This window comes from Sphingobacterium sp. UBA7631, from assembly GCF_002483935.1.
Lineage (GTDB): Bacteria > Bacteroidota > Bacteroidia > Sphingobacteriales > Sphingobacteriaceae > Sphingobacterium > Sphingobacterium multivorum.
The window spans coordinates 12,671-28,323 of sequence record NZ_DLIX01000007.1 but is presented as its reverse complement, the minus strand read 5'-3'; the positions used below and the strand labels follow the sequence as shown (position 1 = coordinate 28,323).

At 40.4% G+C, this 15,653-nt stretch carries 11 protein-coding genes; 6 read left to right on the top strand and 5 right to left on the bottom strand.

Translation table 11 applies throughout. The annotated features are described in order from the left end of the window. The first annotated feature begins 9 nt into the window (after nt 1-9). Complete coding sequence (locus B3P16_RS12170) at nt 10-1,314, top strand: bifunctional folylpolyglutamate synthase/dihydrofolate synthase (protein WP_286843106.1); 1,305 nt, start codon at nt 10-12, stop codon at nt 1,312-1,314. A gap of 113 nt (nt 1,315-1,427) precedes the next feature. Here B3P16_RS12170 and B3P16_RS12165 read toward each other — a convergent pair whose 3' ends face one another. Continuing rightward, complete coding sequence (locus B3P16_RS12165) at nt 1,428-2,447, bottom strand: asparaginase (protein ID WP_046672745.1); 1,020 nt, start codon at nt 2,445-2,447, stop codon at nt 1,428-1,430. A gap of 12 nt (nt 2,448-2,459) precedes the next feature. After that, the gene (locus B3P16_RS12160; protein ID WP_286752599.1) at nt 2,460-3,227 is read right to left on the bottom strand and encodes a TatD family hydrolase; all 768 of its coding nucleotides are present in this window, start codon (nt 3,225-3,227) and stop codon (nt 2,460-2,462) included. Between the two features lie 363 nt (nt 3,228-3,590). Here B3P16_RS12160 and B3P16_RS12155 point away from each other — a divergent pair, with 363 nt between their 5' ends. Genes B3P16_RS12155 through B3P16_RS12145 form a run of 3 tightly spaced genes read left to right on the top strand, consistent with a single transcriptional unit; the run spans nt 3,591 to nt 7,127 of the window. Continuing rightward, complete coding sequence (locus B3P16_RS12155; RefSeq protein WP_286843105.1) at nt 3,591-4,985, top strand: TolC family protein; 1,395 nt, start codon at nt 3,591-3,593, stop codon at nt 4,983-4,985. A 1-nt stretch (nt 4,986) separates the two neighbouring features. After that, the gene (locus B3P16_RS12150; protein WP_159333412.1) at nt 4,987-5,943 is read left to right on the top strand and encodes an HlyD family secretion protein; all 957 of its coding nucleotides are present in this window, start codon (nt 4,987-4,989) and stop codon (nt 5,941-5,943) included. A gap of 11 nt (nt 5,944-5,954) precedes the next feature. Then, nucleotides 5,955-7,127 carry an ABC transporter permease gene (locus B3P16_RS12145; RefSeq protein WP_286767797.1) on the top strand — a complete coding sequence of 391 codons (1,173 nt, stop codon included), beginning with the start codon at nt 5,955-5,957 and terminating at the stop codon, nt 7,125-7,127. A 79-nt stretch (nt 7,128-7,206) separates the two neighbouring features. On the opposite strand, the gene B3P16_RS12140 is transcribed toward B3P16_RS12145, so the two are convergent. The 3 genes from B3P16_RS12140 to B3P16_RS12130 form a co-directional block, all read right to left on the bottom strand. Beyond that, nucleotides 7,207-8,229: an FKBP-type peptidyl-prolyl cis-trans isomerase gene (locus B3P16_RS12140; RefSeq protein ID WP_046672741.1), complete on the bottom strand. Its 1,023-nt coding sequence runs from the start codon at nt 8,227-8,229 to the stop codon at nt 7,207-7,209. Between the two features lie 23 nt (nt 8,230-8,252). After that, complete coding sequence (locus B3P16_RS12135; protein WP_286843394.1) at nt 8,253-9,263, bottom strand: DHH family phosphoesterase; 1,011 nt, start codon at nt 9,261-9,263, stop codon at nt 8,253-8,255. Nucleotides 9,264-9,381: 118 nt separating this feature from the next. Next, a complete protein-coding gene (locus B3P16_RS12130; protein WP_286843104.1) occupies nt 9,382-12,021 on the bottom strand; it encodes a hypothetical protein in 2,640 nt (879 codons plus the stop codon). Nucleotides 12,022-12,433: 412 nt separating this feature from the next. Here B3P16_RS12130 and B3P16_RS12125 point away from each other — a divergent pair, with 412 nt between their 5' ends. Beyond that, nucleotides 12,434-12,823, top strand: a complete 390-nt coding sequence (locus B3P16_RS12125) for a DUF423 domain-containing protein (protein ID WP_046672738.1) — start codon at nt 12,434-12,436, stop codon at nt 12,821-12,823. 240 nt (nt 12,824-13,063) lie between these two features. Continuing rightward, the gene (gene priA, locus B3P16_RS12120) at nt 13,064-15,547 is read left to right on the top strand and encodes a replication restart helicase PriA (protein ID WP_286843103.1); all 2,484 of its coding nucleotides are present in this window, start codon (nt 13,064-13,066) and stop codon (nt 15,545-15,547) included. Nucleotides 15,548-15,653: the final 106 nt, after the last annotated feature.

Below are 15,653 nucleotides of genomic sequence, written 5' to 3'. Positions count from 1 at the left end.
ATCATTCACATGAATGCTTATAATGAGGCAATTGAGTATCTGTATACTCGATTGCCTATGTTTACAAGGGATGGCGCCTCTGCCTTCAAAAAAGACCTTGACAATACCATCAGACTTTGCGCTGCGTTGGACGACCCACAGCGAAAATTCAAAACTTTACATATTGCTGGCACAAACGGAAAGGGATCTACCTCCCATATGTTGGCCGCTATTTTGGCCGAAGCAGGCTATAAGACCGGTCTCTATACTTCACCACATTTACTGGATTTCAGAGAACGTATTCGTGTCAATGGAAAGTTATGTGAGCAAGAATTTGTTGTCGATTTTGTCAATACCCATCGCGAGCTTATAGAAGAAGTCAGTCCATCCTTTTTCGAAATTACTGTAGCCATGGCTTTTGATTATTTCGAGAAGAAAAAGGTTGATATCGCTGTCATTGAAGTCGGCCTTGGCGGGCGTTTGGATAGCACCAATATTATTCAGCCTTTGCTGTCCGTAATTACCAATATCGGTTTTGATCACATGAATCTTCTCGGTAATACACTGGCAGAAATTGCTGCGGAGAAGGCGGGGATTATCAAAAGAGATACACCTGTCGTTATTTCGGAATATGCCGAAGAAACGGCTGCTGTGTTTGTGGATAAAGCAGCGATGGAGCATGCGCCGATACAATTCGCTTCTGACAAGTATGAGACCAAGATGCTGGCAGTCGACCAAGATTATTTAACAGTGCAGGCTATTGATCCTAACGGTCATCAAGCAACATATCAGCTCGATCTTAAAGGCTCTTATCAGGTGAAAAATCTTGCCGGCGTGTTATTAGCTGTGGATGAGTTACGTCAACTGGGCTTTGAGATCAGTGATCAACATATTCATCGCGCGCTGAAAAACGTGCAAACAAGTACAGGAATTCAAGGGCGGTGGCAACAATTGTCTAAGGATCCATTTATCATCTGCGATACAGGGCATAACGAGGACGGAATTCATGAAGTGCTCAAAAATTTGGCGACAACGGTTTATGATAAATTGCACTTTGTGATAGGGGCAATGCGTGATAAGGATTTATCCCATATGTTGCCTTATCTGCCGAAGGATGCAATCTATTATTTCTCCGCTCCGGATATGCCGCGTGCAATGCCAGCGGATGTGTTGCGAAAAGAAGCTTTGGAATTTGGTCTAGTTGGACTCGATTATCCATCCGTGGAAGCCGCGTTTGATGCAGCAAAAGAGGTGTATCAGCAAGGTAACCTAATTTTTGTTGGCGGAAGCAATTTTGTTGTTGCGGAAGTGCTGGCTAGTTTGACGCACGAATAGGAATATCACCTTTTCTCGCAAATAAATCTGCGGGAGGAATTCATAGAAATTGATCATAAAAAGGGAGCTGCATGACGTGCAGCTCCCTTTTTATACTTTTGTACCGTTGGTCATTAGTCATTGATTGTCAATTCACCACGAATATCCTTTTCAATCCAATAGGCGACTTCTTTTTGATCTTCTAACTCACCTTGAAGATACATCAATTTAGTTACTGCCGCTTCAAATGTAAGGTCGTAGCCATTGAGCACGCCGATAGATTTAAGTCCTTGTGAAGTCTCATAACGACCTAATTCAACAGACCCTACTTTACATTGTGAAATGTTGAGGATATTTTTACCTTGTTCAATGGCTTCCTTCAATAGATCCAGAAACCAGGTGTCGGTGGTTGTATTGCCCGATCCAAATGTTTCCATAACAATGGAGCGGACATCGGAATCCAGGACTGCTTTGATAGTTTGCGCAGAGATTCCCGGAAATAATTTTAATACAGCTACCCTGTTGTCCAGTTTGGTATGTAGGATAAATTCTTTATCAATATTATTTAATAAAGCATCTGTATTGTATTTGAGGTGAATACCAGCTTCGACCAATACAGGATAGTTTGGCGATCTAAAGGCCTCAAATTTGGCCGAATTATATTTAAATGAGCGATTGCCGCGGAATAATTTATTGTCGAAAAGAATACATACCTCTTGGATAATGGAGATGCCATCCTGCTTCGCCGAAGCGATTTCCAACGCTGTCATCATATTCTCCCTGGCGTCCGTTCGGATCTCACCGATAGGTAGCTGAGAGCCGGATAAAATGACCGGTTTTTGGAGTCCTTCCAACATAAAGCTCAGTACGGAGGCCGTAAAAGCCATTGTATCGGAACCGTGTAGAATAACAAAACCGTCGTAATTCGCATAGTTATCCTTAATAATTTGTGCCATTTCAATCCATATTTCAGGCTTCATGTTGGATGAATCGATAATAGGTTCGAAAGAGTGCACGGTCAGCTTATAGTCTAAGCGACTTAAATCAGGGAGATTACGTTTGATCAATTCAAAGTCGAAAGGAACGAATGTTCCTGTTTCATCTTTAACCATTCCAATGGTCCCACCTGTGTAGATAATAAAGATATTATGCATTGAGTTTTGAAATTATATACCAAATATACGTTTTGAATTTTCTGTTGTGATTTCGGCGACCTTCTCGACGGAAATCTGATGCAGATCAGCTACTTTTTGAGCGACGTAAACCAAATAGCTGCTCTCATTTTCTTTACCGCGGAAAGGGACAGGTGCCAGATAGGGTGCATCGGTCTCAAGAACGATATGCTTCAAGTCGATCTCTTTAACGACTTGATCTAAGCCCGCTTTTTTAAAGGTAACGACCCCGCCAATACCAAGGGCGAACCCTAAATCGATCGCCTGATGGGCCTGCTCCAGGCTGCCCGTAAAGCAGTGCAGAACGCCAAACAGTCTGTCGTCGTGGAGTTCTTCCAATAATTCGAACAATTCAGTAAAGGCTTCCCGACAATGGATATCGATTGGTAAATTTAATTCTTTAGCCCATTGAACCTGAGTTCGAAAGGCATCCTTTTGAATTTCAAGCGTGCTTTTATCCCAATAAAGATCCAGCCCAATCTCACCTATGGCATGGACTTTGTTTGTTTCCAAGCTCTTTCGGATGGTTTCTAACTCTTCCACATAGTTTTTCTTTACGTCGCAGGGATGTAATCCAAGCATGGGAAAACAATGTTCTGGATAAGCTGCTACGGTATCAAATACAGGTTTTATGGAAGCGCTATTCACATTCGGCAAAAAAAGGCGTTGTATGCCATTATCAAAGCAACGTTGTAGATGTTCTTGCAGTTTTTCGGTTCCTGCATGGTAATAAATGTGTGTATGTGTATCTGTAAGCAACATAGTTTTCTGCGTGGAAGCAGTGGGTTAGGGTAAAAACTTGTTTTTATTATTATCGAATAAAGTGGTAGACTTAATTACCAAAATTTCAATTCGATCTCCAAAGATAACTTATTAATTAGCAAAAATGAAAATTAATACAGGATTCCTTCGATTGAGATGAATTCCTTTTTCGTATCTTGGAAAACGCCATTAGGAGGAGGACCGCCCCTTCATGCCATGAGGACAGTAGTAACGATTATTATTGCCCCTTGGAAAGATAGGTCGTAATAAAAAGAGTCAGAAGTCAAACATACCGTAAGATTTACTGTTAAACAGATAAAAGAGGCGGTTGTTGTCCTATTTTTATAAGAATAAATGAATCATATGATGAATAAGAGGTTATGCCTGGGTTTGTTGACTTTGGCGTCGGTTATGTTTATAAACAAACTACATGCGCAATCATTGATTGACCCATCGGTAAAAGACATTATTCAAAAAGCCTTTCAGACAAATAAAGAATTGAAATTGAAGGCTTACGAAGTCGATAAAGCAAGTCTGGAAGCTGATGGTGTTAAAGCAAATCGGTTGCCGCACGTCTCCGCACTCGGGCTATACGGTTATGTACATAGCAATGGGAGTATTGATATTCCTACAGTTAATATTCCTTTGTTGAACCTAGGCCTGTTTGAAGGAGCAACAGGATTTAGTATGCATGGGCAAGCTGCTTATGGGGGAGTGTCTGTAAAGCAGATTATCTTTTCCGGATTACAGATTCCGAATGGAATAAAAGCATTGCAGGAGAAAGCTGCGGCACAACAATATTTAGAATCGGCCAGTCGAGAGACACTCTCTAAGGATATTATAGCATCATTTGATCAATTAATGTTGTTGGATGAGGTGGATAAATTAATTGTAGATTCTGAAAAGCGATTAAAAAAAGAGCAGGAAAAGGTGAATAAAGCGATTCAAAATGGACTTGCAATACCTTATGATCGAGATAAATTGAAATTGGCATTACTGGAATTGGAAGAGAAAAAGGTAGAACTTTCCGGCAATCGGGATTTGTTGTGCCAAAAGATCGAACAAGAAACTGGCGTGTCTTTTCAGGAGGTTGGTGGAATTCATTATGGACTTAAACCTATATTTTTGTCAGAGCTACCACGTGATGTCGAACAAAGATCCGAATTGAAAGCGCTAGATGCTTCTTCAAAAGCGTATGAATATCTGTATAAAAAAGAGAAGGGGGGAGCTCTTCCTGCTGTCTTTGCCTTTGGATCTGCAAACTATCTGAATGTCTTCAATTCCAAACTCACGGTGAAAGACCAACCCCTGTTTGGTACAGTCAATTTGCCACTTAATTCCATCAAGGGAAGTCCAAATGTCATGGTCGGCGTAGGAGTTAAATGGGATCTCTATACCGGTGGGGAACATCACAATAAGATTAAGCAAGTCAAACTCGATCAACATATCAATACAACCAAGCGGGAAGATACGCAGGAAAAGTTAAATCTATTATTGAGCAAGAATACAGTCACCTATACGACTGGCAACCAAAAGTTGAAAGTGGGAGAACAGCAGTTGAAAGTTGCCGAAAATAACCTTTCTATGGCTGTTAAACAGTATCAAGCCGGCTTAATAGATGTTACGGAGTTATTGGCTGCTGAAAACGATTGGTACAAAGTTAATTTGGGTTATTTTAACAATGTATTGCAGCAACGTACTGCTGCGGTCGAATTACTACATACATCAGGAAAATTATTACAAACTATACATGAGTAACATGAAGAATTTATATGGGATATTATCGTTGTTTATTTTTGTTTCTTGTACAAATCAAGTGAAGGAGAAGCCTATTGAAGGTAAGGTGGAGCGTGAGCAAGTGACGGTTGTGACAAAGGTCCCGGGAAAAATTGCGAAGCTTCTGGTTGAAGAAGGTGACTTTGTGCATGCGGGTGATACCTTGGCTATTTTGAGTATTCCCGAAGTGGATGCTAAAGAAGAGCAGGCAAAAGGGGCACTACAGTCTGCTGATGCACAATATAACATGGCAGTCCGGGGCGCTACGAAAGGACAACTCGTGCAATTGCAAGCGAAGGTTGATGGACTTAAGGAACAATATGAATTTGCGAAAAAATCTATAGGTCGCTTGGATGCCCTTCTGCAGGACAGTCTTATTCCACAACAAAAGTACGACGAGACCTACGCCAAATATCAGGGAGCCAAAAATCAATATCTTGCAGCACAGGCTGAATTAGCTGAAGCAAGGGGTGGGGCTAGACAGGAACAGCAGATTATGGCCTTGGGGCAAAAAGAACGTGCACTTGGAGCGATCTCTGAAGTCAATGTTGCTGCGCAGGAGAAATATGTCATTGCTCCACAGGACATGAGTGTGGAGACGATTAATCTGAAAGTCGGTGAATTGGCGATGGCTGGTTATCCCATTATAAATGGTTTCCTCGATCGATCGACCTATTTTAGATTCACATTGCCCGAAAATAAAATGGGGAAACTTCAAAAAGGAGAGGTCGTGGAGGTAGAAATTCCTTATTTGAATCATAAAAAGGTTAAAGCGAAGGTGATTAGTATTAAAGCCTTAAATTCGTATGCAAGCATCGCCTCAGCTTATCCTGATTTCGATCCGCAACAGGCTGTATTTGAATTGAAGGTTATCCCTGAAGATGCTGCCGGTAGCAAAGATTTGTTAACAAAAACGCTTGTGGTTCTCCATGCGAATTAAAGAGCTTGACTGTGAAAAAATTTTTAGAATTGATCCAACGAGAGTTTAAGCTCTTCTTCAATAATAAAGTGCTATTGATGCTTTTTCTGGGGGCACCTGTATTGTACGGTGTTTTGGTGGGGCACGTCTATCAACAAGGTAAGGTAACGCAGATGCCGATCATTGTGGTTGATGAGGATAATAGCCCCTTAAGCAGTTCATTTATTGATATGCTTTCCGATAATGAGAGTATTGACGTTGCCCGTGTATTACCGTCCTTATTTGATTCAAAAGATATTGCCATGCAATATGAGGCAACAACGATTGTGCATATTCCTAAGGGTTTTGCATCTGGAGTACAACAGGGACGTTTGCCCGAAATGACTGTTTTCGTAGATGGTGCCAATACGTTGACCTCCAATACAGCCATGATGGCTGTTAATGTTTGTGCCTCGACGTTGAAAGCGGGCATACAGATTCAGGCTCAAATGAAACGTGGTGTTCCCGCAATGATTGCTGCACAGCAGTACGAACCTTTTAAGACAACTTTTGTTAAGCAAAATATCCGAAGTGGAAATTACCTGTATTTTATGCTGCCGGGAGTGCTTATTACCGTGCTGCAGCAGGTCTTGCTCTTAGGCTTGGCTTTGTCTTTTTCCTCCGAATTTGAAGGTAATACATTTCCAGAGCTTGTACGTAAAATCGGTAATCCAATTGGGCTTATTCTTGTTAAGATATTACCTTATGTTTTGATGTCTATTGGTATTCTGGTTTTATATTGGGGTTTTGGTCAGTATTACCGTATGCCTTTACAGGCCGAGTTTGGACGCTTTGTGCTGTGTACTTTCGTCTTTCTGCTCGCCGTATGTTTTATCGGTGTACTCGTCAGCATTGTCCTACCTTCGCAATTGAAATCGACAGAAGTCCTTATGGTCATTGCAACGCCAGCATTTATCTTGAGTGGCTTTACCTGGCCGTCGAGTCTAATGCCAGGATGGGTACAGGCAATAGCAAATGTAATCCCATCAACCCATTATCTACGAATTTTTAGGTTAATGTTTATTCAGCATGCTGAAAATTACCATACCGATAAGGCCCTGATCGCATTAACCATCATTATGATCATCAGTTTTATATTGGCCGTAGTAATACTGTGGCTCAAAATACGGAAGATCAAAAAAGAAGATAAGAAGGTTAACGCATAACCAATAAAAACAGGAATAACAAAAAAGCGGTTTCATTTTGGTGAAACCGCTTTTTTGTTAACTGAAATTTACAGTCAAATTATTTTTTTGCTGCTGGAGCTTTCGTTGCAGGAGCTGTTGCCGCTGGAGCAGTAGTTCCAGTAGGCGCTACCATGCCTGGAGTTGTTGCTGTAGGAGCAGGAACTTTTCCAGGTTTAATATCCAATACTTCTACTTCAAATACTAAAGGAGCATATGGAGGGATAACACCTGAAGGGCGATCGCCATAAGCCAAAGATGAAGGAATGACTAAAGTTGCTTTTGTACCTTTATTGAACAATTGGAAAGCTTCAGTCCATCCTGGGATCACACCATCAACACCTAATTGGAACTTTAATGCCTCATAAGGACGTTGAGGGTTGAAAACTTTCTCTTTTTTAGCTACATCTGGAAGATTTGTATCAAATACTTTTCCTGTAGTTAATGAACCTACATAGTTCACATGAATAGAATCACCTACTTTTGCATTTGTTCCTGTTCCAGGTTTCGTGATTACGTATTGAAGACCTGAAGCTGTTTTTGTTGTTTTCAAGTTTTTATCCTTGATATATTTTTCAAGTTTAGCTGGTTCAGCAGCTTTGTGTTTGTTTAATTCTTCTTCAAAATATTTCTGAACTTGTTCGCCCAATTGTTGGTCTGTCAATTTTCCTTTTTTGAAGTGTTTTTTGACTTTGATCGAATAAACAATGAATTTATCTGCAAACTCTGGTTTTGGTTGGTGTGTTTTAGCAGCCATAGAATCCAAGTTGATTTTGAATACCAAGCTATCGCCTTCACCTACGTATTTGAATAAACCAGTAGGGTCACCTGGATTTTTTGCGATGATACTATCTGGATATAATTGAACGATTTGAGGGACTCCCATGTCATATGTACTTTGCATTGTAGAATCTCTGTCCGTTTTCACAACCATGTCAAGTGCTAATAAATCGCCTGATACTGCTTTTTCTTTTGCATTATCATCTACGATTTTATACTCAAGACCACCTTCAGCCTTTTTGAATTTTTGGCATGACGTCATCAAAAGACCGGCAGCCGCGAAAAATAGAATTGCTTTCTTCATTTTCTAATGTATGTTACGATATCTTATTTTGTTAATATTTCTTTATAATTTGGTAAAACCGATTTGAATTTAGCAATCACTGCTTCGAGGCTTTCTTTCGAATTACCGCCTGAAGCGTTAAGATGCCCACCCCCATTGAAATATAATTTACAGATCTCATTGCAAGGAACTTCTCCAATCGAACGCAAAGATAGTTTAATTTGTTCATTTCTGTCAATAATTAAAGCAGCCAATCGAATTCCTTTAATTGAAAGTGCATAATTGACCAGTCCTTCGGTATCGCCGGTGATAACTTCAAACTGCGTGAGATCCGCTTTGGTTACATGGATAATGGCGGTGTTATATTCGTGGATAACCTCTAGACGATTCAGTAGACAGAATCCTAAGAATTTCAGGCGGCTTTCAGACGAACTATTATAAATCTCTTCGTGAATAGCCCAGTTTTGTGCGCCGCAATCAATGAGTGATGCAATGATGCGGTGAATTTCAGCAGTAGTCGAACGGAAGCGGAAAGAGCCCGTATCGGTCATAATACCGGTATATAGGCATGTCGCCATGTCTGCACTGATATGGTCTGGATCTTGCATCTCATGGACCAAGAAGCGATAGATCAATTGTGCGGTCGCCGCTGCAGATGAATCCCAAAAAGCGTAGTCTTCAAATCCTTCCGGATCCAAATGGTGATCAATCATACATTTGATTCCCTTCGCTTGACGAATAGGTTCACCCATTTCCTGAATACGGGCAAGACCATTGAAATCCAAGCAGAAAATTAATTCAGCTGCGTCAATCTGTTGATTGTGCAGGTCAATATCCTGTGTATAAATTTGTACATTTTCCAAGCCAGGTAGCCAATCCAAAAAAGCAGGAAAGTCTGATGGTACAATGAGATTTACCTGGTGTCCTTTCGAGGTCAACCAAAAGTACAATCCTAAAGATGAACCCAAAGCGTCCCCATCTGGTTTGTAGTGCGTTGTAATTACAATACGTTTTGGTTCAGCCAATAACTCTTTTAATTCTTCCGATTTCAGCATAGTCATATTAAGTCTGCAAACCTACTATAAAAAAATTAGATTAGACAAATTTTTTATAAAGATCTTTTAGCATCTTATAGCATTTGGTGTTGATTTTAAAAAATTGATTTTCAGGTTTTTAAAACTTATATACATAGATCTTGAAATCCCGCTTCATGCAGATTAGATAATTGGCATTGTCGCCATAGTTAATCGGTCCATAATAGAATTTTGAAAAACCTTCTACAGGGAATCCTTCCTGAACCAGGCCATCAGATCCGAAGACATAGATCATGCGATTGTCGGTTCCTACGCCAATGATATCAGATTTACCTATTCGTTTAAAAAACAACGGTCTGTTACTGGCCTCTTCGATGAATTTATATTCAAAGTAGGAAGAAGAGTCTCTTGCACTGTAGGCATTCAGTTTGTTGTTGGCTAGAATAACAAAGTCTCTGTCAGCACCACCGCTAATATCTTCAAAATTAAAGAACGCATCTTTGCCCCAGTCACCCAGTTTTATTTTTTTGGTTTCGCCCTCGAAAGGAATTTTGAAGACACTACCTTTATTGTTTGCCAAGTAGATGAAGGAGTTCTTTTCATCCGACGCTGCAACTAAACCAATTGGATTTTTAACACTTTCCCCATCGGTATCCAATGTTTTTTTATGGATGACCTTACCATTTTGATCAAAGAAATAGACGGAAGCAGTGCTTGTACCGGCAATAATATAATTGGTCTGCCCTAGACTGGTTGTTTTTAAATCGAATAAAATTCGCCCGTCCACGCTATTATTTTCAAAGCCCTCCACTTTTTTGCCGTCGAGTGTATAGGCAAGAATGCGGTCTGTTGCGGGAATGTAAATACGTTGCTCTTTATTGAAGGTGGCAATTGTAGCCCCATAAGTTGCCGAGTATGGTAATTCAACTGAAAAACCGGTTCGGTTTTTACCATCTGGCATAAAACGATATAAGCGGTTTTTTGTAACAGCGACAATACTGAGGTCCTGTAACTGAACTGGCTCGCCCAAAATTTCACCTTGGAAGAGGTTCTGCCAAAGCTCTTTTCCATCCGGCGAAAATGCATGTACCGTGTGATCTTGTTCTTGAATCAGGATAAATTTGGTCTTCCCATCTTGATCTAAAATCCAAGGTTTATTGATAATTCGGTTCTCCAGTTGAGCTGTCCATTCTGGTTTTCCCCCCAGTCTCGTATCACTCTTAAAGAGTGCATATAAACTGGACGAAAATGTGCCTTGGTTGCCACTTAGCTGATAGGACCATGAATAGAAATTTTGAAAACCATATTCATCCTCATCTTTAAAGTTCTTTGCGAAATCAGCTTTTAAGTTATCCAGAATATTGCTTTTACCAGCCTTAGGTTCTAAATAGAACGTTACGTTACTGCGGCTATTCTGCAATGCTGCATGATTTTTGAAAATTGCAGTACCCGAAAGAAATTGCTTTTCCCGGAAAGATTCACGATAATCTCGCAAGATACCTGTTCGGCCAGCAACAACCATGATATTGTCTACAATAGTGAAATAGGGTCGGGTAAAGCTCTTGAAAGGTTCTCCAAATAGGGCATGTAAAAGATTTGAATATTTAAATTGATAGATCGAATCCCCTACAGCAGTACTGAATTTCTTAAGATTATCGGCAAATTGTGTGGAATCCGAAATGCTAATCAAACCAATCGCATCCTGATTGTCCAGTTCCGCGAGTGCAAATTCATCGTTGAAAATTGGCGCAATAATACTGTCAAATGATACTTTGCTGTCCTCTTCAAAGTTTTTTATACTTTTCGTCAATCGAGCGTCTTCTTTTTGTTGTACTAACAAGGCTTTTAATCCGCTGCGGAAACTACGGGGATCAGAGATACTAAAGTCTATATAAGATGCTGCATTTTTAGGGAGATAGTTCCCCAGAGCTTGCACTTGAGCCGTCTGCGTGGCAAATAACTGTAAGTAGCTATTTTTGCTCGCCGTGAGATCTGTTTCACCCTTAAAGATAAAAGCATCCTTTTTGAAATTCATGTTCCAGGACGTTTGGCCCTTCAGCGAATCGATCAGGTTGAGATAGGTACCAAATTTGGATTTCATTAGTATTCGAGCAATTTGCGACAGTTGCTCATTGAAAAAATAGAGACTAAGTGGTGTGTTTTTATTATTATGGTTTACGAAGAACTCGATTTGTTTGGTACTTATTTTCTTAACCTGTTTATCAAAGATCTGGGAAAGCACCTGCTTAGAGTAGCTGGCGAAAATGATTTCGTGGGAATAGGCACAATAAAGTGTACTATCCTTAGTACCTTGATTAAGCCCATAAAATCGTTGGCCTAAGGTGTCAAAGGGTTGTATCTTGTAGTTTTTACCGACGTTTCCAAGCAATGTTGCCAGCGCGTTATTATCAATGCTTTGACCAACCTGAACGCTATATAGCGGAGTAATCTGATCTTTTTCCTGATGAAAAGACAGTAATACTTGCTGCCCCGCTACAAGAGGTGCTAGCTGTTCGCTACGTAATAATTCGTCTTTAAGACGTTCCAAATTACTGAAATTGCGTTGGCCAATAATGGCTTTAAAGAGCTCATAGTCGTTAAAGATCGTATCTACAGTCTGATCATTGGCAAAGGAGGCAATGGCTAATGTATTTTCAGGAAGATATTGTAAAGCTTTAGAATCTTGTTTATTGTTTTTATTGAAGTCTCCAAAAAGATAGATCGTGGCCGCGATGACCGCGATGAATAATACAACAGTGATGATGATTGTTTTTTTCATCCTTTTTATTTTTTTCAATGCCTGATAAGAACTCGAATAAATCGTCACTAACCCGCTGGTCGATACGATTAAAAATGCAGTTTTTAGCAGAACAACTATTTATGAGGTACTCATTTTCTTTTCAGCAGATAAGTACACTAAACTTGTTTTTTAAATGGTGATGAAGTTATCATGCGGCAGATGTTTATCAAGGATATACAAATCTTGAACCTCGTTCAAGATCTTGGTGAGCTGCACGATGCTCATGATGATTCATACGTAAAACAAACCTAATAAAAATATATGGGAAGAGATAGAAAATCGTTGCTATAATGCGCCTTTGTAATAGAAATTTAACAAAAAATTCCTTATTTTGCTCTGTTTTTAATACATTTATCGCTAGAAACTCATTTTCAGCATTCACTTTAACATAATGAATAAGAAAATCATTTTAGCCGCTTCGTTGTTGGGAGCATTAGCTGTAATATTAGGTGCCTTTGGCGCTCATGGTCTAGAAGGAAAGGTAAGTACATATCATATTGAAACTTGGAAAACTGCAAACCAGTATCATTTCTATCATACCTTCGCCCTGTTATTTTTATCTACTTTTTCGCGAGCAAAGACGTACTCGATTAAAGTATCATTTATTGCTTTCCTCATTGGTATACTTTTTTTCTCAGGATCGTTGTATGTCTTAAGTGTGCGAGAAATAACCGGCTTTGGCAATCCGTCTATTTTAGGACCTATCACGCCTTTGGGAGGATTGTCTTTGATCGTTGGCTGGGTTGCGCTATTTATAGCAGCGCTAAAAAATAAATCGTAATCCTATTTAATTGCCTATGTCGATACGAAATCATATTCGTATTTAATCATAACAGAGCCTTCTTGAATAAATTCAGGAAGGCTTTTTTAGGTTACAATGGATTGACCAGTGATCGCTTGGCTTTCACACTCCGATGTCGCTTTGGCGCCGTATGATTGTAGACGGTTTTATGCATTGCCGGAGTCGTTTGACCTCTATTCCTGAAGGTTTTTTTGTACTTTTATACCATAATTTGAATTTATGTCCAATCCACAATCTACGATTTTTAGTGAAAGAGATACGCTGTTTGTTGATGTGGTCCTACCACTAGCATTAGCAAGAACATATACGTATCGTATTCCGGTTGACTGGAACGATCGTGTGCAGGTCGGTGTACGAGTCATCGTGCAATTTGGACGGAATAAGATCTATTCTGCGGTTGTCAAGTCCATTAGCCAGGAAGCACCAAAGCACTATGAAGCAAAGTATATTTTGGACATCATTGATGAAAAACCCATTGTCGATTTAGCTCAGTTTAAACTTTGGGATTGGCTAGCCGATTATTACATGTGTAGTTTGGGTGAAGTCATGCAGGCTGCGCTGCCCTCGGCATTGAAGCTGGCCAGTGAGACCAAAGTCGTTTCATCGATTGGGGAAGAATTTGACCGTTCCACACTTTCAGATAAGGAGTATCTCATCATCGAAGCTTTGGAGGTGGCGGGAGAACTAAAAGTCAATGATATTGTGAAATTGCTGGGACAAAAAACAGTCTTCCCTATATTAAAACAATTATTTGACAAAGGAATTGTTTTGATTTCTGAAGAGATTACAGAACGATATAAACCCAAGACCAAAGCATTTTTGCGTTTTGCGCCCGACTTTCGAAATGAAGATGCAAAAAGAGAATTGTTGGATAGCTTAAACCGTGCGCCAAAACAACAAGATGCGGTATTGGCATTTATGCAGCTGGTCAAAAAAACGGAGGAGATTACGCGGCCCATGCTGGCGGAGGCCTCGGGCTGTGGTAACGGCGCAATTACCGCTTTGATTGATAAAGGTGTTTTTGAAATAAAGGAAAAGGTTGTATCCCGATTTCAGGGGGAGGATATCGAATTGGATGCCAATTTTCAATTTAATGAAAATCAGCAAAGGGCTTATACCGAAATACAAGCGTCGTTTGAAGAGAAGGACGTTACACTGTTGCATGGTGTGACTGCTTCGGGAAAAACACAAATTTATATACGGCTTATTGAACAAGCAATCGCTGCGGGAAAATCAGCTCTCTATCTACTGCCTGAGATTGCGCTGACAGCGCAGATTACAGCGCGCTTAAAGTTGCATTTCGGCGATAAACTGGGGGTGTACCACTCTAAGTTTAATGATAATGAACGTGCCGAGGTGTGGCATAAAGTAATGAAAAATGAATTTCAGGTTGTGATTGGAGCTCGTTCTTCCGTCTTTCTGCCATTTCAGGATTTAGGGATCATCATCGTTGATGAAGAGCACGAAAGCTCCTATAAGCAGTTTGATCCAGCCCCACGTTACCATGCCCGCGATACGGCCATTTACCTCGGATTTCTACATCAGACCAAAGTACTATTGGGATCCGCGACGCCTTCTTTGGAAAGTTATTACAATGCCAAAGCTAAGAAGTATGGCTTTGTGCAGCTGCTTGAGCGTTATGGCAACGCCCAATTGCCAAGTATTGAGTTGGTGAATATTCCCGAAGAAGGAAGAAAGGAAAATATGTTTTCCTATTTTTCGGGTACCTTGTTAAAGGCAATTGAAGAAGCTGTAAAAAATAAAGAGCAGGTTATATTATTTCAAAATAGACGTGGGCACACGACAATGATCCAGTGTAATACCTGTGGATTTGTTGCAAAATGTGTCAATTGTGATGTCAGCTTAACCTATCACAAGAGCTCTAATATGATGCATTGCCATTACTGTGGTCATGTGGAGCCTCCACTTCGTGTTTGTCCAGCCTGTGGAATGCCCCATATCGAAAGTAAAGGCTTCGGTACAGAACGGGTAGAGGAAGAACTTGAAATCCTGATGCCCGAAATCCGCATCGGTCGCTTGGATCTGGATTCCACAAAAGGCAAATATGGTTTCGACAAAATTATCACGGCTTTTGATGAGCATGAATTTGATGTTCTTATAGGGACACAAATGGTCGCTAAGGGGCTCGATTTCGGAAGAGTAAGCCTTATTGGTGTTGTCAATGCAGATACGATCATTAACTTTCCGGATTTCCGTTCGTATGAACGATCATTTTCGTTATTTTCCCAGGTAGCAGGACGCGCAGGTCGACGTGAAGCCGGCGGAAAAGTTATCATCCAGAGCTACACCACGAATCATCGGGTTTTAGAACAGGTGGTCAATAACGATTATGAAGGGATGTTTATGACTGAAATTACAGAACGTAAAAACTATCTTTATCCTCCTTTCTACCGTCTCATTCGGATTGATATTAAACATACGGATTTTCAGAAATGCTATGATTCGGCCAATCGTTTTGCCTCGGCGCTGCGGCAACAGTTGGGTGCAAGGGTATTGGGACCGGAGCCGCCTTTAGTTTCTCGTGTGCGGAATAATTTTATCCAGACCATTACCTTGAAGATTGAGCGAACAAATATTAGTATTGCAAAGGTCAAGGAATTGATCCGTTCGGTGCTCCTCGATTTTGAAATCGATAAAACCAATGCTGGTGTGCGCGTTCAGGTCGATGTAGATCCCTATTAGTGACAGCTATTGCCCGCATTAACTTGTAAAAACGAGCGTTCTTGGTAAACTTAAATCACATGCGCTTATCGTTTTCTTCGCGGCCAAATTCAAGAGGTCAACGGAG